The following is an 18,891-nucleotide window of genomic DNA, read 5'->3' on the forward strand; positions in this document are numbered from 1 at the left end:
CTGAGGCAGGGGATAGAAATGGCATTGACCAAGGCGGAAATGGCCGAGCGACTGTTCGACGAGGTCGGCCTCAACAAGCGCGAGGCGAAGGAGTTCGTCGATGCATTCTTCGACGCGCTGCGCGAAGCGCTCGAGCAGGGACGCCAGGTGAAGCTGTCGGGTTTCGGGAATTTCGACCTGCGCCGCAAGAACCAGCGGCCGGGACGCAACCCCAAGACCGGCGAGGAAATTCCGATTTCGGCCCGCACGGTGGTGACCTTCCGTCCGGGCCAGAAGCTCAAGGAGCGTGTGGAGGCCTATGCTGGATCCGGGCAGTAATCGCGAGCTACCGCCGATCCCGGCGAAGCGCTACTTCACCATCGGTGAGGTCAGTGAGCTGTGCGACGTGAAGCCGCACGTGCTGCGTTACTGGGAGACCGAGTTCCCGAGCCTCAACCCCGTCAAGCGCCGCGGCAACCGTCGCTACTACCAGCGCCACGAGGTGCTGATGGTCCGCCAGATCCGCGCGCTGCTCTACGAGCAGGGCTACACCATCGGCGGCGCCCGGCTGCGGCTGGAAGGGGACTCGGCGAAGGAAGAGTCCGCCCTGAGCGGCCAGATCATCAAGCAGGTGCGGATGGAACTGGAGGAAATCCTCCAGCTGCTGCGCCGCTGACGCCACGCCGGCCGCGCCGGCACGCAAAAAAACATCGAAGGGATCGTTCCGGGCATGGCCGGAAGTCCCGACACTGGTTATACTTGCCGCCCGCTCGACCCAAGCGTCGGCGGCCGAAGCAGCATTCGGGGTGTAGCGCAGCCTGGTAGCGCACCTGTCTGGGGGACAGGTGGTCGTCGGTTCGAATCCGGCCACCCCGACCAATTTCCCCTTCGTGTTCAATAGGTTGAAGCGCCGCGCAACGCGGCCGAAATCGCCTTCACCCTATTCCCACCCTATTCCCACCCTATCCGGGCCGCTTGATGCCGGTGGTCACGTCCTGCCAGGGCGGCTCGTGCCCCTCAAGGTAGTGCTCCGTCATGGACGCGCTGGCGTGTCCCATGAGCGCCTGCACCTGCGCGACTGACCAGCCGGCTTCCTGCAGCAGCGCGCCGCCCAGGCTGCGGATCTCGTGGAAGGTCGGCGGGTTGTCGCCGCCCACCTCGGCCGCGTCCCGCGCCTTCGCGAATGCACGCGACAGCTGCTCGGGCAGTACCTGGGTGGCGTGCTCGCGGCCCTTGGCGCGCAGCCCCATGGGCCTGGCCTTCTCCGGCAGTCGGTGCACGATGAAGGGTGACACGACGTCGTCGCGCGCCTGCGCCAACACGCCTAGCGCCTCGTCGCTGAGGGCGATGCGCAAGCGCACGCGTGTCGAGCCCTCCGTCTTCGCCGGCACCACGTGGAGCATGCCGTCACGCACGTCTGCGAAGCGAAGCGACACCACGTCCTCGCGCCGCAGCAGGGTGAGCAGCGACAGGTCCATGGCCACCTGGAGCCACCGCGGCGCCTGCTGGCTGATGGCGGCATAGTCGGCCGCGGTCAGGCGCTCGCGCTTGCGCTGGTGGCCGAACTTGCGGGTCTGCATCGCGGGGTTCGAATCGATCCAGCCCTCTTCGACGGCGCAGGCGAGAATCCAGCCCAGCACCAGCCGAATCACCTGCCGGCTTCTTGTCGACTCGGTCTCGCCGCGGATGAACTCGGCGCAGTCCTTCACGCCCAGGGACTCGAGGTCGCGATCGCCGAGGCCGCGCTCAATGCGCTTGATGGTGATCTCGTACTCCGCGGCGGTCTTCGGCGCCCAGCGGCGGCCCGGGATGTCGTCCCGGCGGAACACCTCGATCGCGTCGCGCACCACCTTGCCGGCGCCGACCACGCGCGCGACGAGGTCGTCCGGCGCCGTCAGCAGTGCGTTCGCCTTCTTCGCCGCAGCGAACGCGCGGGCCTTGTCGCGGCCCAGCCACGTCTCCCGCTTCGTCACCGGGTTCCGATACTTGAACCCGTCGCGGTTCGGGTAGAGGTTCGGCGGCCAGCCAATGCGGCGCCTCGAGCGGGCACGTCCCATCATCGGAGGTTACCCCGCTTCCAGAATGCGCTGCACGAGGTCGTCGTCGCCAGCGAGCCAGGCGGTCTCGTCGATGTACCAGGTGCCCCCGACCTTGCGACCGGGCAGCTTCCCGTCGCGCAGCAGACGCAGGACGTTGAGGTGGGAGGGCGCCGACTCCGGATCGAAGTGGCGCGCCAGCCAGACGGGGACTGCTACGAGATTCATCACCCTTCCCCCGTTCCAGGCGGCGAGGGGGCGGCCCCGCCCCCTGCGAATCCGTACTTGCACGCCCCGAGACAATCGCATCGGGTTCGATGCGGGCATTTCACCTCCGCCACCGGCTTGAAGTTCTCCCAAGAGCTTCCCGGCTGGCCCGGCTCGTTACTTCCGGTGCAGGCGTTGACGTGATTGGTCGCCTTCGGGCATCGCTTGTTGCCGCAGTTCGGGCACATGATGAAGCGCATGTTGGTCGGCGTGTTCGGCCTGCATGTCTCGCACCAGCACATCTCCGTACCTGGCGGCGAGGGGAGGGGCATCCAGTGGGTCGGGTAGCAGGCGCTATGCCCGAACATCGTGGCCGCCGCGTCATCGGGGCAGTCGATTGGGCGTAGCGCGATGTAGCTCTCTCCGATGCCGCTCTCGTGGACAAGGATCGGAGTAACCCCATCCTTCGGCGCAGTCTCAATCGGCCGCCACGTCCCTGCGATTTCCCCCGACTCCACCGCAGCGAGCAGCGCCAGGGCGCGGGTGATGCGCGGGGATCGGCGGTTCCATGCGGCGATGGCTTCGGCCTCGCTGCTGTATCGGTCCTCGACTCTCGTCACGCATCCGGGGTTGCCGCAGTCGGCGACCCACAGCGTGCGCTCTCGATTCAGCGGGTAAATCTCCGGCTCCGTCGTGTCGCAAAACGGGCACGCGGCCAGATCGTTGATGGCTGAGTCTGGCATCACTCTCCCTCCTTTGCTCGGGCGGCGTCGATTTCCTCGTCCCACTCGTCAGCCTCGCGCCTCTCAAGAAGCAGGAACTTCGTCACGAGATCGGCCTTGTCTTTCAGCCACCGATACCGCTCCGCATCCTCCCGCAGCCGCGCCACCTCGGCCTCTAGCTCGGTGATGCGTTCCTGTTGACGCTTTGATCTGCGCTCGTTGACTTCTTCCATCAGGCGGCAGGTTTCCTGAAACGCCTTCAGCTTTTCCACAGTCACGACTGGCGGGTGTTCGTTTGGCTTGTCCATCACCCCTCCTCGCCGGGCTGGCTGGGCTGCGTGAGGGCGGCCAGTGCCGCGTCCAGTGCCAGCCCGACCATTCGCGCATCAGGCTGGTCACCATCGCCGCCACGTCGCCAGTCTGCGAAGTAGCGCAGCGTTGCCAGCGTCTTGTCTCGCGCCAGCACGCCGACAGGCCACGCCTCATCGACCACAACCGGCGCGGGGTGGGCGTCGAGCATCGGAAGCCAGCCGACAGGGGTGCCCTTGCCCTCGATGAAGTGATCGTGCGACCAGCACCAGCCAGCGAACTTCCATCCTTCGTTCTCGCCGGTGTTGTCGTCGGTGCAGGCGCCGATGGTCGGTGACGGTTCAGGCGAATCCTCGGTTGCATGGTCGGTGAAATCGACCAGCAAACGGATCATTGTCCCGTCCTTCGGTGCAGTGCTCATCGATCGCCAAGCCACCGCCTCCCCCGAACCGGCAGGCTCGGACAGGGCTGCCATGATTGCGCGGATTGCCTGTCTGTATGCGCCCCGCCCACTTCGGATGGTTGCGGCAATCGCCACATATCCGTCTTTTTGAAACTCCGCAGCCAGCAACTCCCGCGCCCGCTGCTCTGTCGCGTTCATCGCGCACCGCCTTGGGACTGGTGGGTGAAGGCGGCGAGTGCGGCATGCCGGTTGGCGATTGCTTCCTCGATTCGAGTGGACGCAGACTTCCATTCCTCGTCGGAAACATCATCAGGATCAACGCCTGTCGTGAACTCCCACAACCGCCTTGCTTCGTCGTATTCCATATCCGCCTCCACCAGCCGCATCACGTCCTCGTGCGTGTAGGGGGTGGGGTCGACGGGCTTGGTGATCGGGTGGAGTCCGAACGTGACGTAATACTCGAAGTCGCTGTCACCAGGTGCGGGCATCCTCGATTCTTCGAGGCAATGCCCCATCAGCTCGCCGTAGTAGATGCGCGGCGGTTCGTTCTCCCACCCGTAGTCAGCAGCGGAGTCGCTTGCGTCGAAGAGCATTCGCTCGGCAGCGCTGCGCGCCTCGTCCAACGTCGCGAAGGTTCCAAAATCCCCCTCGCTGGCGTCCGCCGCAAAGTACCTGTCCACCGCCTGCGCGGCCTTCTGTTCTTCGATGCTCATACTCCCTCCGATTCCTGGGTGTGGTGTGGGTGTCGGTTACCCCAGCAACCCCACGTCCTCCGGGTGCACGCGGTACAGGTGCAGCGGGCAGGCGAAGGTCGGGGCCGGCCTCGGCGCGGCGTCGTCCCACTGCCCATCGGCGGAGGAAGTAGCTCCCGGGACCAGGTGCCAGATCTGGATGCGGCAGCCGGCGGCGTGCGCGGCCTTGAGTTGGTCGATCGTCATTGCGGCTTCCTCGTGAAGATGCGGCGCCACCAGGGCAGGTTGAGGTAGAGGCGGAGCCGGATGTTCTCGTCGGTCAGGGCTTCCACGGCTTCGCGGAGCTGATCCTTGCGGGGCTGTTTCATGCGGCGGGGTGCCTTGGGGAAGAGCTGGGTCATGCGGCGAGCCGTTCCGGCATCTCGGCCGGGTCCAGATTCGCGCGCGCGATCGCGGCCAGCGGCGGCGGGCTGACACTGTTGCCGACCATGCGCACGGCGTGGGTGTTGGAGATCGGGCGGCCATCGGCCGTGCGGTCAATGACGTAGTCACGCGGGAAGCCTTGGGCCCGGAACAGCTCGGCCGGCTTGAGCATGCGCAGCTTGATGTCGACGATCACGTAGGGCGTGCCGTGCACCATGACCGTGACCAGCGCCATGCGGTCGCGGGTGGTGACGGTGTCGAGCGGGTCGCGGACGTCGAGGGCCTGGCCGTTCCCGTAGTAGTTGACCAGGAAGGCGGCGACGCGGAGGGCGCCTGCTTCCTGCTCGGGATCAAGTTGTGCGAGATCTGCGGACACCACGCCGAATCGCGTCGCCCCTGCAAGGATCGTTGGCACCGGTTCCCGCAAATCGTTACCCACCACGTTCTGTGCCATCGCCGTCAGGAAAGCCGACATCACTGCGAGGGAGTGCGCGGCGCCGGCGGGGCGCTTGCAGTCACCGCCCGCGGTGATCGTCGGGACCGGGTCGGTGACCGGGTGGCCGGTGCTGTCCCCCTTGAACTTCACCAGCGCAGGTGCGACCAGCGCGAAGTGCCCGCCCTTCACCCCGGCGCACTGCGTCCGCAGGGGCTCCATCGCCGACCAGGTGCGGCCGTTGCTCGCGTTCGCGAACTCGGTCAGGAAGAAGGGTTCATCGGCCTGCAGGACGTGGCGCACGAGGCCCTTAGCGATGCGCCGCATAGTCGCGTCCGCTAGCGGCCGGGGGCGGTCGAAGATGCTCCGGCCGAGGTCGCCGAAGTCGATGCTGTCCGCCGCCGTCGCCGGCTTTTGCAGACCCGGACCAGTCCCGTGGGTGGGCTCAGGCCAGACGATGGCCTCGCCGTCGCGCCGCGCCACCAGGAACAGCCGCTCGCGGGAGGTGCCGGCGCCGTAGTCGCTGGCGACCAGCTTCCGCCACTCGACCACGTAGCCCAGGGCCTCAAGCGCGGCGATGAACTGGCGCCACGTGCGGCCGGCGTGGCCCTTGTCCGGCACCAGCTGCTGACACTCGACGGGAACGCGCTCACCGGGCACGGCGACGGTGCCGTCCATCTTGAGCACCCGGCCGGTGGCCTTGTCGCGCTTGGCCACCAGCGGACCCCACGTCAGGATCTGCCAGACGTTCTCGAGGCTGATGATCCGCGGCGCCGTGTTGGTGCCGTAGAGCGCGTCCGCGCGCAGCAGCTGACCGACCCACTTCAGCACCACCCAGGTGAGCGCGCGGATCTTCCGGTTGCGCGGCTGGCCGCCCTTGGCCTGGCTGAAGTGCGTGCAGTCCGGCGAGGCATGGAACCAGCCCACGGGCCGGCCGGCGACGTCGCGCCGCGGGTCCGCGTGCCAGATGTCCTCGCGATGGTGGTCGGTCAGCGGGTGGTTCGCCGCGTGCATGCCGATTGCCCAGGCGTCGTGGTTGTAGGCCAGCGCCGGATCGACCCCGAGCGCCTGTTTCAGTGCCTCGGAGGCACCGCCGCCGCCAGCGAACAGGTCGACGACGATCTCGCCGGGCCTGAGCGCGGACAGCTGCGGGGCGGGGAAGTTGAAGGAGCGGGATCCGTCAGCCATCAGGCAGCCCTCGCGAAGCGCCCGGCGCGGTCGCGGGCCTGGCGCATGGTGTGGGTGGGGACGTAGCGCCGGCGCGCGCGCTCGGCCGCGGCCTCGCGCTCACAGGCGATGCAGGCGTGGTGCAGGCCGTCGCGGCTGCGCCCGGGGCGCCGGTCCGGGTAGAACTCGGCGGCGGACTTCCAGCGGGTGCAGGTGCTGCAGGCCTTCATCCGCGTGCCTTCCGCTGTGCCTCGTCGCGCAGCTGCTCGAGCGTGTGGAGTCGGTTCCGGTCGAGCTGGCTCTGGTAGCCGCCCTGCGGCGCGCGGAACCGGAGCTGCTGCAGCGCCCAGTCCAAGGCGTCCAGCTTGTCCTGCGGGTGGATGTCGCTCATGGATGGTTCCTCGCCTTCGTGAGCAGCATGGAGGCCGTGGCTTGCGCCAGGCCGTATTTGCGAACTAGGTCGCGCGGCCGGAGGATCGCGAGCAGTGCGGGGCGATCCTTGAGCATGTCGACCAGCGCCGCGTTCCGGCGCTGCGGGTCGGAGATGCGCGCCAGCAGCGGCATGTCCGGTAGGTCCTCGGCGGATACGCCGCCCATGACCGAGCCGGGGAACCATCCCCAGCCGGTCGGGGCGTAGACCAGGGTGCTCATGCGGCCTTCTTCTGCGCGGCGCGGGCCGGCGCCGCCTCGACGATCTGCCCCAACTTCGTGCAGATGGCGGGCAGGTCGGCCAGCGCATAGAGCTTCGCCGCACGCTCGCTGCCAACCGGCTTGAAGCCGATGGACGCCAGGCCTTGGGCGGTGATCGATATCGGCGCGATCAGCTCGTTCAAATCACCGAGCTTGATGCGAGCCCCTGCCGGCGTGGGCGCAGCGCCGGCACTCGCAACGGACGCCACGGTGCTTCGTGCCGTGGCAACAGGCTCGGCCGCTGCGCTGGCCTCCGCGTCCGCTGGGGGGGTGGGGGGGGCCTTCTCGGCCTCGCGCGCCTGCGCCGCTTCGAGCTGCTCGCGCTCCAGCCGCTCGGCCTCTTCCTTTCGGATGCGCTCGCGCTCTTCCTCGAGGCGCTTGGCCTCCCGGGCCTCGAAGTCGGCGATGCGCGCGGCGACCAGGTTGCCGAGGTCCTCGGGCGACTTGCTGGCGCACAGCAGGATCCGGTCCGCGAACAGGCTGGCGTGGTCATCGTGCTTGGCGAGGATCGCCACGTTGGCGCGCACGCGCTCGGCGGTCTGGCTGGAGGCGATCTTCGCATTGGCCACCGTCGCGTCGACGGCGTCGCGCATGCTGGTGAACGACTTCTTGCCCTTGATGGCGGCGGCGAGGTCGGCGGTCAGCGTCGCCGGCAGCGGGATGGCGTGCTGACCGAGCGAGCTGTTGATCTGGTCCACGTGCGCGCGGACCGCCTCGCGGCCTGCGGTGAGGATCTCGGTCCGCACGGCCTCCTTCCGGGACTTCACCAGCTTGTCGAGCTCCAGGCGCTTGGCGCGCGCCTCCGCGCTGATGGCGTCGATCGTGCGGAACAGCTCGTCGATGCTGGCGGTCTGGCCCAGGGCATGCTGCTTCGCGGCCTTCAGCTGGTCCTCGATCTCGCCGCACCACTTCACGGTCTTCTCCGCGTCGGCGAAGTCCTGGTCCGTGGTGAGGTCGGTGCTGATGCCCTGGAACACCGCGATGGCGGCATCCTTCCACTGGTGGAGGTTCGACGCGGTCACCATGCCGGTGACCTCGATGTGCAGGGCAGGGAGCTGGTCGGGGGCGCGGCCGACGGCCTCGGGCGCCGCCGCGGGCTCGGTCTGATAGCTGTCGACGTCCAGGTCGAACTGCTCCCAGCCCGCGATGATCTCGGCGCGCAGTTCCGGGTCTGGGGTGTACCAGCAATGCCGCTCCTCGATCAGGTCGCCGGCGGCGTCCCACTTCGATGCCATGAAGAGCACGCGCTCGGCACCGGACACAAGGGCCTGCTGCTCCATCTGGACCCGATAGAGCTTCGGCAGGTCGGCCCCCGTGCAGCCGTCGACCATGGCGGCGCGCAGCTCGTTGTTGAGCGACTTGTGTTCCCACGCCGTGTCCTCGAGCAGGGTCAGGCCGTCGAAGCTCGCCGAGTAGATGCCGCCGTCGGCGACGCCCACGCACGGAAACAGCTCTTCACCGATGATCTCTTCGGCGAGCGTTCGTGCCCATGCCTCGAAGCGGTGGCCATCGTCGAATCGCTTCTGCGTCGCCGCGTCGACCTCGGGGACGATCCCAGTGGCGACTTCCCGGAGGAGGTCCTGGCGCGACTTGTACGGGCTGCAGCCGAGCATCGCCGGCGCATCGCTGGCGTTGTAATGCTGGGCGCGATGAGCATGCCATTCGGGGGTGCCCTGGGTGAGCTGGACGATCTTCATGCCTCGTCCTCCTCGCCACCGTCCGCGGTGAATTCTTCATCCTTCGGCGGGTTCCGGATCTCGTGGAGCTGCTTCTCGGTGAAGCGTGACTTCGTCTGCAGCACTGAGATCAGCTCGTCGGCGGTGCGCTTGCCGCTCTCGATGATTCCCCACCAGGTCGGGAGGTTTTTTTCGAAATCGGACTCGGAGTAGAGCGGCAGCTCGGTGTTGACCACTTTCGCGACGACGCGGTCCTGTTGCTGGGCCGGGGGCGCGTCCTCGAGCTCATCGGGTGTGTAGACGCCCAGCAGCGCCTCAGGGGCGTATCGTCGTGCCCACTGTCGCGTGCCACGGTAGACCAGCATGTCGTCGGGCTGCTTCTTCCACTGCTCGTTGCCGGTCTTCCAGTTAGCGACGGTGCCCTCGACTGTCTGGTCGACGCCAGCGCCTCGCGGACGACCGGTGACCTTGACGGCTCGGTTATCGCCAGTTCCGCTGAACTCGTACTTCAACCTGCCCTCGACAGCGCCCATGGCATACAGCGCGGCGGCGACGAGCTTGCCCTCGTAGCAGAGCTTCCCGTGGACCACAGACGTGGCCTGGGCGACGCTGGCCGCGTCCATACCCCAGCGCTGCGCCTGCATCACGATCAGCAGGCAGTCGCCTGGCTTTCCCTGCAAATGCGCCGGGATCAGGCTTGCCTTGGCCATCACGTCAGCCAGCTGCAGCGCATCGGCGATGGAGTTCGGGACCAGCGCGTTCATGCGCGACCCGGTGGATACCGGCGCTTGTACCGGAAGAGTGGCAATGGCGTTCATGGTGCTCCTTCGAATCTATGCAGGGACGCGCTCAGGCGGCGTCGGCGATGGGCGCGGAGGGCTTGGCCTCGACGCGCGTGTAGGGGTACTTCTCCGGGAACGGCTTGATGTGGGCGCCGAAGTGGCGGCCCTTGGACTCGGCCTCCTGGAAGGCGGCGAAGTCGTCCGCGGTGAAGTTCGCGTAGTGGTAGAGGCTGCTCGGCTCGCCCTTCCAGGTCTTGAAGCGGATGGCGAGCGTGTTGGTTTCGGGGTCGTGGCCGATGGCAGCGATCTGGCTGGAATCGACGTCGTTCAGGGCAATGCGGTTCATGGCGATGGTCTCGGCGGCGGCGGAAAAGGTCCCGGTAGCCCTCCGGGGCTGCGCCGGGCTGATCGTCTTTCGACTCCAGCGAGGGCAGCGGCTTTGCCGGGCGAGGGGGCGCCCGGGTACGCGCGTCAGGCGGCTTCGCGGGAGTCTTCGGGATCACCCTGGGCCTGGCGCTTGGGGGGAGTGACGGTGAGGCGCACGTCCTCGCGGACGAACGCTTCGCACAGCTCGCTGACTTCGTCCTGGCCGACGTTCGTCGAGGCCGTGAACGTCAGTTCGACGCTCCCGCCTTCCAGCGGCGCGACGACGAACTTCTTGAGCTTCACGTCGACCAGCAACAGCGGCTCGACGTGGTCCATCAGGCCGGCGATCTCGATCTCGTAGCCTTCGAACTCGTGCGACAAGCGCAGCGGCTCGATGGACGGGTGCTTCACCGCGACGAGCTGGTCGCCGCCGATCTCGGGGATATCCGGCTGTTCACCGCGCGACGGCTTGCGGAAGATGTCCTTCCTCAGCCCGGGCTCGAGCTGGTCGAGGATCGTGTTCTGCGCCCGCAGGCTCAGCTTGATGTCGGCCGCGAGCTCGCGCTCGTCGCCGTGCCGCTCGATGCGGGTGTTGAGGTTGACGAACGTGGCGTCGTGCTTGTCCAGGGTGAGCATGGGTGGTCCTCAGTGCTTGACGCAGGTGGAGAGCGCGCGGCGTACCGCATAGGCAGCCAGGCGCACGGGGTTGGGTTGCTGGCGCAGGTCCTTCGTGACCGGGCGCAGGCCGCGGCTGGCGTAGAAGCGGGCCCACGCTCGGTCACGCGCCACGGGATCGCGGAAGCGGTTCACGCGGCCGGCCTCGGGTAATCGCTCGATACGATGGGCTGGCGAAACACCCGCTTCGCCATGGCCACCGCGGCGCCGACGGACGAACCACCGGCCATCAGCCGCCTGGCCTCGGCGTGCGCAGCCCTGAGGGTCGCGGCGTTGGCGCCAACCGCCTTCGCGCGCTCGGACAGCGCGCCTCGCGCGGCGTTGAGGAAGCGCGGGTCGGAACCGATGGGAATCACGTTGCTCATGTCCTACTCCTCGTTCGATTGATTGACTGGGCACGCGTACGGCACCGGCGCCGCAGGGCACGCGATGTCGCTGATTCGGGGGGAGGGAAGGGCGCCTGGCGCGTTTCGCGGGTCGACCGCGGCGTTCAGCGCCGCCTGGAGGCGGCCGACGTCGGCGCGAGACATCGTCACGGACACCGTGGCGCCGCCGTCCTTGATCCAGAGCACTATCGATCCGAACTCGAGCTCGGCGTTGAAGGACAGGTGGCGGGGCTCGTCGCAGCCTATGTGGACGAGGCTGCTCATGAGAGGCACCTCGCGGCGATCAGGGCCAGGCTGGCGCCGAGCGCGATCCAGAAGCCGCGGCGGGCATGCCATTGGCTGGTGCTGGTCATGCCGCACCCCCGAGCACGCGCTGCATCGTCGCCCGCGCCTTCTCCCGACGCTCGTAGGCCATCTGCAGGTCGTGCTTCATCGCTGGGGTCTTGCGGTCGTAGCGCGCAAGCCGGGCGATGTTGGCCGTCTCCACCTGGTCGCGACGGAAGGCGATGCGCGCCTCGCGCAGCAGGGTGGCGGCGTCCTCGGCGACGCGGGGGAGGGTGGCCACGGCGCTCACGAGTCGAGCCCCTTGAGGACCTGGCCCAGTTCCGCGTCGGCCTGAGCAGCGCTCGCCAGCTCGGCGCGCAGGTTCAGCTCGGCAGTCGCCTCTTCGATCGTCAGGCCACGGTTGTTGACCAGGATGGCGGCGTGGATCTCGTCGCGCTGGTCGGCGTTCAGAAACTCCGGCTCAAGCGGCGGAAGGACTTCGGTGGCGTGTCGCATGCCCATCTCCCTGTCGGGGGCCCCGAAGTGGGGCGATGGGCTGATTGTTATGCGGAACCGGATAAGTAGTCAATCCGGAACGGGATAATTTCATACAAAAACCGACGAACGGTAGCTTCCGGCCTGAGCCGTTGGAGTCGGTACGTCTAGATTGCCGCCCTACCGGCTGCCAATTGCGTGGCGGCTACCTTGCTGTGAAAGGCATTGGTCAACCTTGTCTGGCAGATCGCCAACGGGTCCTTCCCAGTTGACCGCGCTGCCAGAAGGAAACGGCCAGAACTGCGTGAGGATCTTCTCTCCAGCCCTAAGCTGAGCCAAAAACTGGCGACCATCGTCCTCGTAACTCCTCGTGGTCACCTGCTCGATCCGAGCACGAAAGCTTACCGGCTCGTTCGTGTCGACTCGGATCTTTGAGATCGAACCCGGATAGGCCTTCCCCACAATGCTGAAGATCACCTCGCCATCCATCACTATCACCAGGAGCCCACCCTTTTCAGGAGCGGTAGGCGAAATCAGGCAAGAGGAAGAATTTGCCATGGGATCCACGCGACTTTCTGACTTCCAAAATACCTGCGCGTCAGTCTTGCTGTAGGACCCTTCAGGGCCGTCAGCATGCGCAAAAGAACTCATCGCGGCTACGGCTATGAGTAGCACCCATGGCGCTGCGGCATTCGTATTCATCTCAGCATCCCGATTCTCTGACCAGACCAGCCTCGTCGAATGCAATTCCCTCGATTCGGCACTCGCGTCCACGTTCCATCTTCTCCAGTAGTTGAGTGAGTTCCTTGTCGCTGAGACATTCCATCACGCCCATGACTTCCGCAGTTTCTTGGCGGATCAGCCAGTTCAGCCAGTACATGTTGCCCAGGTCGCGGATCCTTCCGTAGACGACGTCACGCTGTAAAGCATTGAGGCCTGGCGCGACTGTCGAACCGACGACACTGAGGTGTCGCACCTTCGCTCGGACCTTTCCACCTCGACTGGCTGCAATCTCCCGGGCAAGAGCCCTGATTTCCTGTTGATCCACCTTCTACCCCCTCGCTTTGGAACGAATCTCCGCGATCACCTTCTTGGCCACTTCGGGCAGGTCGGACGCTTCGGGGAGCCGGCTTCTGGCCTGCACCAGCATGAGCGCTTCGGCAAGGAAGTCTTCGTACTGCTCTTCCGACACTTTGTCGAGAGAGATGTCCCGCAAGTAATCCGCCACCTTGATCGCAAAACCGATCATGCGTCCGTTCAGTCCCGCTGGCTGAGACGAGGCAACGGGCCCCGCGGTCAGGTCCTTCGTCATGAGGTCCGACAGGGAGACGCCAAGGACCTGGGCGACTGGGGCGAGCATCTCCGGGTTGGGCTTCTTGATGCCGCTGGGCTTGTCCGGGTTCATGTACCGCTGCAGCCAGCTCTGCTGGATGTCGGCGGCGATAGCAATGCTGTTCAGCGCTCTGCCGTCGGCGAGGTGGAGGATGTTGCGTCGTATCTGATCCATATCCGCATGTTCATGGATACCGTTCGTCGGGCGATATTCGGATAGGGATTGCCAAGCTATCCGGAACGGGATAACTTTCCTGCCCATGACTCCCTCAGAAGCCATCGGGCACCTCAAACGCGCGCGCATGACCGAGGTCGCCATCGCGGCGGCCGTGGGGGCGCGTCAGTCCACGATCAACCGGATCGCCAACGGGCACATGAAGCCCAACTGGGAACTTGGCCAGGCGCTCGTCGCCTTGGCAAAGGCCACGGAGATCCCGCCGGCCAACGACGGGCAGGACCTTCCCAATGCCGCGTGAAGACGCCCCAGCTACCGTCGCCAAGCGCCGGATCCATCCCACTGCGCAAAGGCAGGAGCAGGCCTTGGCCCGCTCCCGTGCAGCGCAGATGGTTGCCGTCAACGCGTTCTTCGACCGAGTTGCTACGGCACTTGGCGTTGAACTCGAGCAATCGTCTGGCTCGCCGTCACATTGCCCGGACTGTGGGCCATCAACTGCTGAACAAGGATCTTCGCCCGCTGAAACAGATCTCGGCGCTGATCTTGGGGAATTGCCTTGATGGTCTCGACCATCAATGCCTCGAGTGCCATCAGGTGCCCCTGGAGGGCGTCGAACCGCTGGTGCTCTGAGTTTGGATCGATGTTCATGTCCGTCTCCGGTCAGTTGGTTGGGTCGCACCTCCAACTGTACCGGCAGGCGGGCGCCCGCACTTCCTGAATCCATCGGCTCGATCCTTCGGGGTCGGGCCTTCATTACGCCCTGATGGGCTTGGCAACAGAAGGCAACGCATGGCAACCGATGGAAACCAAAAGGTGCTGAAGCTCGTCTGGGGCGTCCACAACGCCCCGAAGGACGCGCCGGACAAGGTCGTCCGCCAGTGTGAGAGCGAAGCGCAGGCCCTGGCCGTGGCGATCGCTGCCGGGCACCACAAGCTGGCCTATGTCGCGGCCTCGGTGGGGGTGTCCGTGGCCTACCTGTCCCGCCTGCAGAACGGCAAACGCCCCATTCCCGAGAAGCTGGTCGGCCCGCTGTGCTCGGCGACCGGCTCCAACCTCCTGCGCCAGTACCTCGACCTGCAGCGCGCCATCGAAGGCGTGAGCGAGGTCGACCGTCTGGCCCGCCTGCTGAGAGAGGCCGCCTGATGCGCCACAACGCCGCCGCCCACCACCCGACCCGGGAAACAGCCCGCATCCGCTGGCCGCGCAACGCGACCGAGCGCGCCATCCAGGCGGTCATCTTCAACTGGCACATCGCCGGGATCCTGCAGGAACTGCGGAGGGGTGGCTGATGGCCAGGATCCGCACCATCAAGCCGGAGTTCTGGACCAGCGAACAGGTCATGGACCTTTCGCCGAGCGCGCGATTGCTGTTCATCGGACTCTGGAATTTCTGCGACGACGCCGGCATCCATCCGGCCAGCACGAAGCGACTAAAGGCCGAAATCATGCCCGCGGACGACGTGCGTTCTGAGGATGTTCGGCGAATGATCGACGAATGCATAGGCGTCGGACTGGTTCGTGAGTACGAAATCGACGGAGAGCCTTACTGGGCGGTCACCGGCTGGCATCACCAGAAGATCGACCAGCCGTCGTACAAGTACCCGAATGAGGATGGAACGGTTCCAGAAGGTCCGGCAAAACGTCGTCAGGCGAGCAAATCTAAGAAGGGATCGCAGAGTGATCGTCGAACGCTCGGCGAACGTTCACCCCCGGAAGGGAAGGGAAGGGAAGGGAAGGGAGAGGAAGGGAAAGAGCAATCCTCCCTTCGGTCGGATTCGTCCCCGCCGCTGGCGCTGAGCGGCGACCCCTCGCCACCTGCTGACCTCAAGGCTCGCCAGGCCTCGAGGATCAAGCAGATCGCCGAGCAGGCCCAGGAGGCCTACAACCGGATCCTCGCCAAGCCGCAGGGGAACCTGCCGAAGTGCACGATCCTGAACCGTCCGAGGTTGAAGGCGGTCGAGAAGGCGATCCCGACCTGCAGGCAGATTTGCCGCGACCTCTACGGCAGCGACCGCGTGACCCCGGAGTTCTGGAGCGACTACTTCGAGGAGGCGAGCCGCGACGACTTCCACGCCGGTCGCAAGCCAGGCGGCCCGGGCCATGAAGGCTGGTCGCCGGACTTCGAATACCTGCTCCGTGACGGCGTCATGGCGAAGCTGTTCGACCGCGCGCAGAGCGAAGGGGAGGCCGCTGCATGAACGCGATGATCCGCGACGAGCGCCAGGAGAACCGCCACGCGGACCTGGTCCAGCTGCGCTTGCCGCCGCAGGCGATCGAGGCCGAGCAGGCGGTGCTGGGCGCGCTGATGATCAAGCCCAAGGCCTGGGACGAGGTGTCGGACCTGCTCACCGCCGACAGCTTCTACCGCCGGGACCACCGGCTGATTTGGGAAGCGATCGAGACCCTGCACAAGGCGCGCAAGCCGTTCGACGCCATCACGCTGGGCGCGTGGTTCGAGGACATGGGCTTGGGCGAGCAGGTCGCCGGCGGCGCCTACCTGATCGAACTGGACAGCACCACACCGTCGGCCGCCAACGTGCGCGCCTACGCCGAGATCGTTGCCGAGAAGGCAATGCTGCGCAGGATGATCGACGTCGGCACCGACCTGGTGAACGACGCCTACTCGCCGGAGGGGCGGCCGTCGGTCGAACTGATCGGCCAGGCGCAGACCCGGATTGGCTCGCTGATGGAGAACGAACCCTGCGACCTCGAGCCGGTCCAGTCGGTCATGCAGCGGGTCTTCGACAACCTGCAGGACCGGCACCAGCGCGACACCGAGATCCACGGCCTCAGGACGGGCATCGATGACCTCGACCGGCTGCTGGCCGGCATCCGACCCGGCCAACTGGTGATCCTCGCGGCGCGGCCGAAGATGGGCAAGACGACCCTGGCCCAGAACATCGCCGAGCACTGCGCGATCGAACAGAAGCAGCCGGTGGCCGTCTTCACCTTCGAGATGAGCCCGGAGGAGTTGGGCGACCGCATGCTCTCGTCCCAGGGAGGCGTCGATGGCAACCGCGTGCGCTCCGGTCAGCTCGATGATGTCGACTGGGCGAACGCCGACCGGGCGGTGAAGCGGCTCCGCGGCGCCTCCCTGCTGATCTCGCGGCCGCGAAGTGCGCGGGTCGAGCACATCGTCGCCCAGGTGCGCCGGCAGCATGCGCGCCAGCCGCTGGGCCTGGTGGTGATCGACTACCTGCAGCTGATCGAGGTGCGGGGCGACAACCGGTCCGCGGCGTTCGGCGACGTCACCCGGGCACTGAAGCTGATGGCCGTCGAGCTGGGCGTCCCGGTGATCCTGCTGTCGCAGTTGAACCGCGGACTGGAGTCCCGGAACGACAAGCGACCGGTGCCGGCCGACCTGCGCGACTCCGGCGCGATCGAGCAGGACGCCGACGTCGTGATCTTCATCTACCGCGACGAGGCCTACGACAAGGCGACTCGTTACCGCGGCACCGCCGAGATCATCGTCGCGCTCCAGCGCAACGGGCCCAGTGGCGACGTCCGCGCCAAGTACCAGCCGGAGCTGTTCCGCTTCAGCAACCTGCCGATCGACTGGGAACCGGCGCCGCTGCCGGAATCGGATGGGGAGGGCGGCACGCGCCGGCGCGGCTTCCGCAAGGTGAAGGGTGGGAACGCGGCCGCCGACCGCGCGGCGGGTGACGAATGAGCCTCACCTCAGCCCAGAAGAAGATCCGCGCCAAGCGCGCACGCCGGCCCATCTACGTCACCTGCATGCGACTGGTCGACCCGAGCACCGGCGTCGAGTACGGCGCATTCGTCCCGTCGCACCCGATCGATCAGCGCTTGGCCAAGGAACGCGGATTCCGCGTCGGCCGCGAGTACCGGGCAGAGATCAAGCAGGCGAGGGAGGGCTGGCAGCACCGGCTCATCCACAAGATCGGCCAGCTGATGGTCGACAACGTCGACGGCTGGGAGGACCTGCGTAGCCACGACGCGGTGAAGCGGCTGCAGCGCGAATCCGGGACCTGCTGTGAGGAGCTGGAGATCGACGTGCCTGGTGTCGGCGGGCTGATGGTCAAGCAAGCCGAGAGCCTGGCATTCGATGAAATGGAGCAGGACCGGTTCGAGCAGCTGTTCGACGGCATCACAGAGCACATCGGGAGCAACTACACCCAGGTCCTGCTGGATGACGTTCGCGCGGAGTTCTGGAACATGGCCGGCACGCGGAGGGCTGCCTGATGCACAGCAAGAACAAGCGCCCGATGACGAAGGCCGAGCGCGCCCACGTCGACCGAGTCAGGCAGCTCCCGTGCTCCGTGTGTGGCGCGAGCGGTCCGAGTGAGGCACACGAGCCCGTTCAGGGCTTCTGGTTCATCTCGATCGCTCTGTGCGCCGACTGCCACCGCGGCAGCGTCAACGGCCTGCACGGCCAGCGGGTCATGTGGCGGGTCCACAAGCTGGACGAGTGGGGCGCGCTGAACATCACCATCCGAAGACTGGAGGAAGCGGCATGACGCTGAAGTTCATGGGCCGCGAGTTCGACGGGCCCTATGCGTTCCGCCAGGCCTTTCCGGCCTTCGCCGCGCCCGACGCGGTGCGGGCGGTGCAGGCCGGCTGCCAGTCGCCCACCGAAGTCGAAATCTACTGCTGGCGTCGCCGGCAGAAGAGCTACCAGAAGGCGCGCGACGGCGCACACAAGAGCCCATTCCGCGAGACGTTGGCGAACCTCGCGAAGGCACCGAAGCGGAGGAGCAAGGCATGACCATGCGAGTGACATTCGGCATCGACCCAGGCCTGACCGGCGCGGTCGCAGTACTGCTGGACGGAGAGCCCGGCCCGCTGATCGACATGCCCACGCGGGAGGTCGGCGATTGGGGAGAGGTAGATGCGCAGCAGCTTGCGCTGTTCCTGCGTGATCAGCGAGCCGCGCACCCCGGCGCCTACATCAGCGCGTGCGTGGAGAAGGTGGGGGCGAGGCCGGCGGACGGCGGCACCAGCGCGTTCCGATTCGGTGAAACCGCGGGAAAGATCAAGGGGGTCCTGGAGGCCCTGGGCATCCCGTACTCGCGCGCGATCCCCGCCGTGTGGAAGCGCGGCATGGGTCTGATCGGGACGGAGAAGGACGCGGCACGACTGCTGGCGATCCGGCGCTTCCCTGGAGCCGCGGACAGGCTGAAGCGGAAAAAGGATGGCGGCAGGGCGGACGCGCTGCTGATCGCGCTGCACCACGAGAACACTCAGCTGCAGGGGAGGGCGGCGGCATGACGGCTGAGAAGCCGCGCCGGCGGTCGAAGGTGCAGGTCAAGTTCCGTCTGCCGAAGGCCACGCACGAGGCGCTGACAGCGATCGCCGCTGCGCGTGGCCTCAGCCTGACCGAGGTCATCAATGGGGCGGTGGACGCGTATGTGCATCCGGTGAAGCGACGCATCCGCCAATGGCCGATGCCACCAACGGATCACGCCGCATGACCCTGAACCCCGACAACCTGAGTCGGCCCGAATCGTTCGTTATGGCCCGACAGGCGAAGCGCTACCGCGCCGCGCTGCGTCGCCGCGGGCTGTGCGCGTTCTGCACCTGCAGGGTCGTGACCTTCGGGGTCGTGCACTGCCGCGGCAATGAAAGCCGCCAGCGCGGCATGTGCCAGGACGATGGCCGTCTGCCCCAGTTCCGCCTGGACGACACCACGCTCGAGGAGTTCCGTGATGCGGCATGAGGG

General features: G+C 66.7%; 38 protein-coding genes and 1 tRNA gene. 14 read left to right on the forward strand and 25 right to left on the reverse strand.

Translation table 11 applies throughout. The annotated features are described in order from the left end of the window. Window positions 1-18: 18 nt before the first annotated feature. The 3 genes from H4F98_RS07245 (at window position 19) to H4F98_RS07255 (ending at window position 858) form a co-directional block, all read left to right on the forward strand. The gene (locus tag H4F98_RS07245) at window positions 19-318 is read left to right on the forward strand and encodes an integration host factor subunit alpha (protein ID WP_115858637.1); all 300 of its coding nucleotides are present in this window, start codon (window positions 19-21) and stop codon (window positions 316-318) included. Next, entirely contained in the window at window positions 299-655 is a 357-nt protein-coding gene (locus H4F98_RS07250) for a MerR family transcriptional regulator (protein ID WP_182686271.1), read from the forward strand. The genes H4F98_RS07245 and H4F98_RS07250 overlap by 20 nt, the downstream gene beginning before the upstream one ends. Before the next feature lie 126 nt (window positions 656-781). Further along, a tRNA-Pro gene (locus tag H4F98_RS07255) sits at window positions 782-858 on the forward strand. Window positions 859-941: 83 nt separating this feature from the next. Here H4F98_RS07255 and H4F98_RS07260 read toward each other — a convergent pair. The 24 genes from H4F98_RS07260 to H4F98_RS07370 form a co-directional block, all read right to left on the reverse strand. After that, entirely contained in the window at window positions 942-2,039 is a 1,098-nt protein-coding gene (locus H4F98_RS07260) for a tyrosine-type recombinase/integrase (RefSeq protein WP_182686273.1), read from the reverse strand. 6 nt (window positions 2,040-2,045) lie between these two features. Further along, complete coding sequence (locus tag H4F98_RS07265; RefSeq protein WP_182686275.1) at window positions 2,046-2,243, reverse strand: MerR family transcriptional regulator; 198 nt, start codon at window positions 2,241-2,243, stop codon at window positions 2,046-2,048. After that, a complete protein-coding gene (locus tag H4F98_RS07270) occupies window positions 2,243-2,965 on the reverse strand; it encodes a Lar family restriction alleviation protein (protein ID WP_182686276.1) in 723 nt (240 codons plus the stop codon). Before H4F98_RS07270 ends, H4F98_RS07265 begins: the two co-directional genes overlap by 1 nt. Beyond that, window positions 2,965-3,252 carry a hypothetical protein gene (locus H4F98_RS07275; protein ID WP_182686278.1) on the reverse strand — a complete coding sequence of 96 codons (288 nt, stop codon included), beginning with the start codon at window positions 3,250-3,252 and terminating at the stop codon, window positions 2,965-2,967. The genes H4F98_RS07270 and H4F98_RS07275 overlap by 1 nt, the downstream gene beginning before the upstream one ends. Beyond that, window positions 3,252-3,854, reverse strand: coding sequence for a cupin domain-containing protein (locus H4F98_RS07280; protein WP_182686280.1), 603 nt, complete (start codon window positions 3,852-3,854; stop codon window positions 3,252-3,254). Before H4F98_RS07280 ends, H4F98_RS07275 begins: the two co-directional genes overlap by 1 nt. Then, window positions 3,851-4,369: a hypothetical protein gene (locus H4F98_RS07285; RefSeq protein WP_182686282.1), complete on the reverse strand. Its 519-nt coding sequence runs from the start codon at window positions 4,367-4,369 to the stop codon at window positions 3,851-3,853. The genes H4F98_RS07280 and H4F98_RS07285 overlap by 4 nt, the downstream gene beginning before the upstream one ends. A gap of 36 nt (window positions 4,370-4,405) precedes the next feature. Continuing rightward, on the reverse strand, window positions 4,406-4,594 hold the full coding sequence (locus H4F98_RS07290; RefSeq protein ID WP_182686284.1) for a hypothetical protein: 189 nt from the start codon (window positions 4,592-4,594) through the stop codon (window positions 4,406-4,408). Beyond that, on the reverse strand, window positions 4,591-4,749 hold the full coding sequence (locus H4F98_RS16700; RefSeq protein WP_220479122.1) for a hypothetical protein: 159 nt from the start codon (window positions 4,747-4,749) through the stop codon (window positions 4,591-4,593). The genes H4F98_RS07290 and H4F98_RS16700 overlap by 4 nt, the downstream gene beginning before the upstream one ends. Further along, window positions 4,746-6,392: a DNA cytosine methyltransferase gene (locus tag H4F98_RS07295; RefSeq protein ID WP_182686286.1), complete on the reverse strand. Its 1,647-nt coding sequence runs from the start codon at window positions 6,390-6,392 to the stop codon at window positions 4,746-4,748. The genes H4F98_RS16700 and H4F98_RS07295 overlap by 4 nt, the downstream gene beginning before the upstream one ends. Continuing rightward, the gene (locus H4F98_RS07300) at window positions 6,392-6,601 is read right to left on the reverse strand and encodes a hypothetical protein (protein ID WP_182686287.1); all 210 of its coding nucleotides are present in this window, start codon (window positions 6,599-6,601) and stop codon (window positions 6,392-6,394) included. The genes H4F98_RS07295 and H4F98_RS07300 overlap by 1 nt, the downstream gene beginning before the upstream one ends. Then, complete coding sequence (locus tag H4F98_RS07305) at window positions 6,598-6,762, reverse strand: hypothetical protein (protein ID WP_182686289.1); 165 nt, start codon at window positions 6,760-6,762, stop codon at window positions 6,598-6,600. Before H4F98_RS07305 ends, H4F98_RS07300 begins: the two co-directional genes overlap by 4 nt. After that, the gene (locus tag H4F98_RS07310; RefSeq protein WP_182686291.1) at window positions 6,759-7,022 is read right to left on the reverse strand and encodes a hypothetical protein; all 264 of its coding nucleotides are present in this window, start codon (window positions 7,020-7,022) and stop codon (window positions 6,759-6,761) included. The genes H4F98_RS07305 and H4F98_RS07310 overlap by 4 nt, the downstream gene beginning before the upstream one ends. Beyond that, entirely contained in the window at window positions 7,019-8,758 is a 1,740-nt protein-coding gene (locus tag H4F98_RS07315) for a lambda-exonuclease family protein (RefSeq protein WP_182686293.1), read from the reverse strand. Before H4F98_RS07315 ends, H4F98_RS07310 begins: the two co-directional genes overlap by 4 nt. Beyond that, window positions 8,755-9,555 carry a recombinase RecT gene (locus H4F98_RS07320; protein ID WP_182686295.1) on the reverse strand — a complete coding sequence of 267 codons (801 nt, stop codon included), beginning with the start codon at window positions 9,553-9,555 and terminating at the stop codon, window positions 8,755-8,757. Before H4F98_RS07320 ends, H4F98_RS07315 begins: the two co-directional genes overlap by 4 nt. Window positions 9,556-9,586: 31 nt before the next feature. After that, window positions 9,587-9,865, reverse strand: a complete 279-nt coding sequence (locus tag H4F98_RS07325) for a KTSC domain-containing protein (protein ID WP_182686296.1) — start codon at window positions 9,863-9,865, stop codon at window positions 9,587-9,589. Window positions 9,866-9,990: 125 nt separating this feature from the next. Further along, entirely contained in the window at window positions 9,991-10,521 is a 531-nt protein-coding gene (locus H4F98_RS07330) for a hypothetical protein (RefSeq protein WP_182686298.1), read from the reverse strand. Between the two features lie 9 nt (window positions 10,522-10,530). Further along, window positions 10,531-10,674 (reverse strand): hypothetical protein, encoded by a 144-nt coding sequence (locus H4F98_RS07335; RefSeq protein ID WP_182686299.1) that lies wholly within the window; start codon window positions 10,672-10,674, stop codon window positions 10,531-10,533. Window positions 10,675-10,691: 17 nt separating this feature from the next. Next, window positions 10,692-10,925, reverse strand: a complete 234-nt coding sequence (locus tag H4F98_RS07340; protein WP_182686301.1) for a hypothetical protein — start codon at window positions 10,923-10,925, stop codon at window positions 10,692-10,694. A 3-nt stretch (window positions 10,926-10,928) separates the two neighbouring features. Continuing rightward, complete coding sequence (locus tag H4F98_RS07345; protein WP_182686303.1) at window positions 10,929-11,210, reverse strand: hypothetical protein; 282 nt, start codon at window positions 11,208-11,210, stop codon at window positions 10,929-10,931. Window positions 11,211-11,295: 85 nt separating this feature from the next. Further along, window positions 11,296-11,511, reverse strand: a complete 216-nt coding sequence (locus tag H4F98_RS07350) for a hypothetical protein (RefSeq protein ID WP_182686305.1) — start codon at window positions 11,509-11,511, stop codon at window positions 11,296-11,298. A 5-nt stretch (window positions 11,512-11,516) separates the two neighbouring features. Further along, entirely contained in the window at window positions 11,517-11,726 is a 210-nt protein-coding gene (locus tag H4F98_RS07355; RefSeq protein WP_182686307.1) for a hypothetical protein, read from the reverse strand. 159 nt (window positions 11,727-11,885) lie between these two features. Continuing rightward, entirely contained in the window at window positions 11,886-12,407 is a 522-nt protein-coding gene (locus tag H4F98_RS07360) for a hypothetical protein (protein ID WP_182686308.1), read from the reverse strand. Between the two features lies 1 nt (window position 12,408). Beyond that, window positions 12,409-12,753: a hypothetical protein gene (locus tag H4F98_RS07365; protein WP_182686310.1), complete on the reverse strand. Its 345-nt coding sequence runs from the start codon at window positions 12,751-12,753 to the stop codon at window positions 12,409-12,411. Window positions 12,754-12,756: 3 nt separating this feature from the next. Next, complete coding sequence (locus H4F98_RS07370) at window positions 12,757-13,299, reverse strand: hypothetical protein (RefSeq protein ID WP_182686312.1); 543 nt, start codon at window positions 13,297-13,299, stop codon at window positions 12,757-12,759. A gap of 40 nt (window positions 13,300-13,339) precedes the next feature. Between H4F98_RS07370 and H4F98_RS07375 the strand changes: the two genes are divergently transcribed. Next, the gene (locus H4F98_RS07375; protein WP_182686314.1) at window positions 13,340-13,513 is read left to right on the forward strand and encodes a helix-turn-helix domain-containing protein; all 174 of its coding nucleotides are present in this window, start codon (window positions 13,340-13,342) and stop codon (window positions 13,511-13,513) included. A 122-nt stretch (window positions 13,514-13,635) separates the two neighbouring features. On the opposite strand, the gene H4F98_RS07380 is transcribed toward H4F98_RS07375, so the two are convergent. Then, the gene (locus tag H4F98_RS07380) at window positions 13,636-13,860 is read right to left on the reverse strand and encodes a hypothetical protein (RefSeq protein ID WP_182686315.1); all 225 of its coding nucleotides are present in this window, start codon (window positions 13,858-13,860) and stop codon (window positions 13,636-13,638) included. A 141-nt stretch (window positions 13,861-14,001) separates the two neighbouring features. Between H4F98_RS07380 and H4F98_RS07385 the strand changes: the two genes are divergently transcribed. Genes H4F98_RS07385 through H4F98_RS07430 form a run of 10 tightly spaced genes read left to right on the forward strand, consistent with a single transcriptional unit; the run spans window position 14,002 to window position 18,888 of the window. Further along, complete coding sequence (locus tag H4F98_RS07385; RefSeq protein ID WP_182686317.1) at window positions 14,002-14,355, forward strand: hypothetical protein; 354 nt, start codon at window positions 14,002-14,004, stop codon at window positions 14,353-14,355. After that, the gene (locus H4F98_RS07390; RefSeq protein WP_182686319.1) at window positions 14,355-14,501 is read left to right on the forward strand and encodes a hypothetical protein; all 147 of its coding nucleotides are present in this window, start codon (window positions 14,355-14,357) and stop codon (window positions 14,499-14,501) included. The genes H4F98_RS07385 and H4F98_RS07390 overlap by 1 nt, the downstream gene beginning before the upstream one ends. Further along, a complete protein-coding gene (locus H4F98_RS07395; RefSeq protein WP_182686321.1) occupies window positions 14,501-15,409 on the forward strand; it encodes a hypothetical protein in 909 nt (302 codons plus the stop codon). The genes H4F98_RS07390 and H4F98_RS07395 overlap by 1 nt, the downstream gene beginning before the upstream one ends. Next, complete coding sequence (gene dnaB, locus H4F98_RS07400) at window positions 15,406-16,881, forward strand: replicative DNA helicase (RefSeq protein WP_182686323.1); 1,476 nt, start codon at window positions 15,406-15,408, stop codon at window positions 16,879-16,881. Before H4F98_RS07395 ends, dnaB begins: the two co-directional genes overlap by 4 nt. Continuing rightward, the gene (locus H4F98_RS07405) at window positions 16,878-17,414 is read left to right on the forward strand and encodes a hypothetical protein (RefSeq protein WP_182686325.1); all 537 of its coding nucleotides are present in this window, start codon (window positions 16,878-16,880) and stop codon (window positions 17,412-17,414) included. The genes dnaB and H4F98_RS07405 overlap by 4 nt, the downstream gene beginning before the upstream one ends. Next, window positions 17,414-17,689, forward strand: a complete 276-nt coding sequence (locus tag H4F98_RS07410) for a hypothetical protein (protein ID WP_182686327.1) — start codon at window positions 17,414-17,416, stop codon at window positions 17,687-17,689. Before H4F98_RS07405 ends, H4F98_RS07410 begins: the two co-directional genes overlap by 1 nt. Next, on the forward strand, window positions 17,686-17,937 hold the full coding sequence (locus tag H4F98_RS07415) for a hypothetical protein (protein ID WP_182686329.1): 252 nt from the start codon (window positions 17,686-17,688) through the stop codon (window positions 17,935-17,937). Before H4F98_RS07410 ends, H4F98_RS07415 begins: the two co-directional genes overlap by 4 nt. Then, entirely contained in the window at window positions 17,934-18,440 is a 507-nt protein-coding gene (locus tag H4F98_RS07420) for a RuvC family protein (RefSeq protein WP_182686331.1), read from the forward strand. The genes H4F98_RS07415 and H4F98_RS07420 overlap by 4 nt, the downstream gene beginning before the upstream one ends. Continuing rightward, complete coding sequence (locus tag H4F98_RS07425) at window positions 18,437-18,643, forward strand: hypothetical protein (RefSeq protein ID WP_182686333.1); 207 nt, start codon at window positions 18,437-18,439, stop codon at window positions 18,641-18,643. Before H4F98_RS07420 ends, H4F98_RS07425 begins: the two co-directional genes overlap by 4 nt. Further along, the gene (locus H4F98_RS07430; protein ID WP_182686335.1) at window positions 18,640-18,888 is read left to right on the forward strand and encodes a hypothetical protein; all 249 of its coding nucleotides are present in this window, start codon (window positions 18,640-18,642) and stop codon (window positions 18,886-18,888) included. The genes H4F98_RS07425 and H4F98_RS07430 overlap by 4 nt, the downstream gene beginning before the upstream one ends. The last annotated feature ends 3 nt before the right edge of the window (window positions 18,889-18,891 follow it).

Source organism: Marilutibacter spongiae (genome assembly GCF_014145325.1).
Classification (GTDB): Bacteria; Pseudomonadota; Gammaproteobacteria; order Xanthomonadales; family Xanthomonadaceae; genus Marilutibacter; species Marilutibacter spongiae.

Bases quoted from the DNA above. Each gene is read 5' to 3' on its own strand.
- H4F98_RS07370 (WP_182686312.1), bottom strand. From the start codon at position 13,299: ATGGGCAGGAAAGTTATCCCGTTCCGGATAGCTTGGCAATCCCTATCC.
- H4F98_RS07355 (WP_182686307.1), bottom strand. From the start codon at position 11,726: ATGCGACACGCCACCGAAGTCCTTCCGCCGCTTGAGCCGGAGTTTCTG.
- H4F98_RS07315 (WP_182686293.1), bottom strand. From the start codon at position 8,758: ATGAAGATCGTCCAGCTCACCCAGGGCACCCCCGAATGGCATGCTCAT.
- H4F98_RS07345 (WP_182686303.1), bottom strand. From the start codon at position 11,210: ATGAGCAGCCTCGTCCACATAGGCTGCGACGAGCCCCGCCACCTGTCC.
- H4F98_RS07270 (WP_182686276.1), bottom strand. From the start codon at position 2,965: ATGCCAGACTCAGCCATCAACGATCTGGCCGCGTGCCCGTTTTGCGAC.
- H4F98_RS07410 (WP_182686327.1), top strand. From the start codon at position 17,414: ATGCACAGCAAGAACAAGCGCCCGATGACGAAGGCCGAGCGCGCCCAC.
- H4F98_RS07340 (WP_182686301.1), bottom strand. From the start codon at position 10,925: ATGAGCAACGTGATTCCCATCGGTTCCGACCCGCGCTTCCTCAACGCC.
- H4F98_RS07305 (WP_182686289.1), bottom strand. From the start codon at position 6,762: ATGAGCGACATCCACCCGCAGGACAAGCTGGACGCCTTGGACTGGGCG.
- H4F98_RS07285 (WP_182686282.1), bottom strand. From the start codon at position 4,369: ATGAGCATCGAAGAACAGAAGGCCGCGCAGGCGGTGGACAGGTACTTT.
- H4F98_RS07380 (WP_182686315.1), bottom strand. From the start codon at position 13,860: ATGAACATCGATCCAAACTCAGAGCACCAGCGGTTCGACGCCCTCCAG.
- H4F98_RS07420 (WP_182686331.1), top strand. From the start codon at position 17,934: ATGACCATGCGAGTGACATTCGGCATCGACCCAGGCCTGACCGGCGCG.
- H4F98_RS07310 (WP_182686291.1), bottom strand. From the start codon at position 7,022: ATGAGCACCCTGGTCTACGCCCCGACCGGCTGGGGATGGTTCCCCGGC.
- H4F98_RS07425 (WP_182686333.1), top strand. From the start codon at position 18,437: ATGACGGCTGAGAAGCCGCGCCGGCGGTCGAAGGTGCAGGTCAAGTTC.
- H4F98_RS07245 (WP_115858637.1), top strand. From the start codon at position 19: ATGGCATTGACCAAGGCGGAAATGGCCGAGCGACTGTTCGACGAGGTC.
- H4F98_RS07430 (WP_182686335.1), top strand. From the start codon at position 18,640: ATGACCCTGAACCCCGACAACCTGAGTCGGCCCGAATCGTTCGTTATG.
- H4F98_RS07405 (WP_182686325.1), top strand. From the start codon at position 16,878: ATGAGCCTCACCTCAGCCCAGAAGAAGATCCGCGCCAAGCGCGCACGC.
- H4F98_RS07295 (WP_182686286.1), bottom strand. From the start codon at position 6,392: ATGGCTGACGGATCCCGCTCCTTCAACTTCCCCGCCCCGCAGCTGTCC.
- H4F98_RS07390 (WP_182686319.1), top strand. From the start codon at position 14,355: ATGCGCCACAACGCCGCCGCCCACCACCCGACCCGGGAAACAGCCCGC.
- H4F98_RS07360 (WP_182686308.1), bottom strand. From the start codon at position 12,407: ATGAATACGAATGCCGCAGCGCCATGGGTGCTACTCATAGCCGTAGCC.
- H4F98_RS07280 (WP_182686280.1), bottom strand. From the start codon at position 3,854: ATGAACGCGACAGAGCAGCGGGCGCGGGAGTTGCTGGCTGCGGAGTTT.
- H4F98_RS07275 (WP_182686278.1), bottom strand. From the start codon at position 3,252: ATGGACAAGCCAAACGAACACCCGCCAGTCGTGACTGTGGAAAAGCTG.
- dnaB (WP_182686323.1), top strand. From the start codon at position 15,406: ATGAACGCGATGATCCGCGACGAGCGCCAGGAGAACCGCCACGCGGAC.
- H4F98_RS07300 (WP_182686287.1), bottom strand. From the start codon at position 6,601: ATGAAGGCCTGCAGCACCTGCACCCGCTGGAAGTCCGCCGCCGAGTTC.
- H4F98_RS07415 (WP_182686329.1), top strand. From the start codon at position 17,686: ATGACGCTGAAGTTCATGGGCCGCGAGTTCGACGGGCCCTATGCGTTC.
- H4F98_RS07260 (WP_182686273.1), bottom strand. From the start codon at position 2,039: ATGATGGGACGTGCCCGCTCGAGGCGCCGCATTGGCTGGCCGCCGAAC.
- H4F98_RS07325 (WP_182686296.1), bottom strand. From the start codon at position 9,865: ATGAACCGCATTGCCCTGAACGACGTCGATTCCAGCCAGATCGCTGCC.
- H4F98_RS07320 (WP_182686295.1), bottom strand. From the start codon at position 9,555: ATGAACGCCATTGCCACTCTTCCGGTACAAGCGCCGGTATCCACCGGG.
- H4F98_RS07385 (WP_182686317.1), top strand. From the start codon at position 14,002: ATGGCAACCGATGGAAACCAAAAGGTGCTGAAGCTCGTCTGGGGCGTC.
- H4F98_RS07395 (WP_182686321.1), top strand. From the start codon at position 14,501: ATGGCCAGGATCCGCACCATCAAGCCGGAGTTCTGGACCAGCGAACAG.
- H4F98_RS07330 (WP_182686298.1), bottom strand. From the start codon at position 10,521: ATGCTCACCCTGGACAAGCACGACGCCACGTTCGTCAACCTCAACACC.
- H4F98_RS07375 (WP_182686314.1), top strand. From the start codon at position 13,340: ATGACCGAGGTCGCCATCGCGGCGGCCGTGGGGGCGCGTCAGTCCACG.
- H4F98_RS16700 (WP_220479122.1), bottom strand. From the start codon at position 4,749: ATGACCCAGCTCTTCCCCAAGGCACCCCGCCGCATGAAACAGCCCCGC.
- H4F98_RS07265 (WP_182686275.1), bottom strand. From the start codon at position 2,243: ATGAATCTCGTAGCAGTCCCCGTCTGGCTGGCGCGCCACTTCGATCCG.
- H4F98_RS07250 (WP_182686271.1), top strand. From the start codon at position 299: ATGCTGGATCCGGGCAGTAATCGCGAGCTACCGCCGATCCCGGCGAAG.
- H4F98_RS07290 (WP_182686284.1), bottom strand. From the start codon at position 4,594: ATGACGATCGACCAACTCAAGGCCGCGCACGCCGCCGGCTGCCGCATC.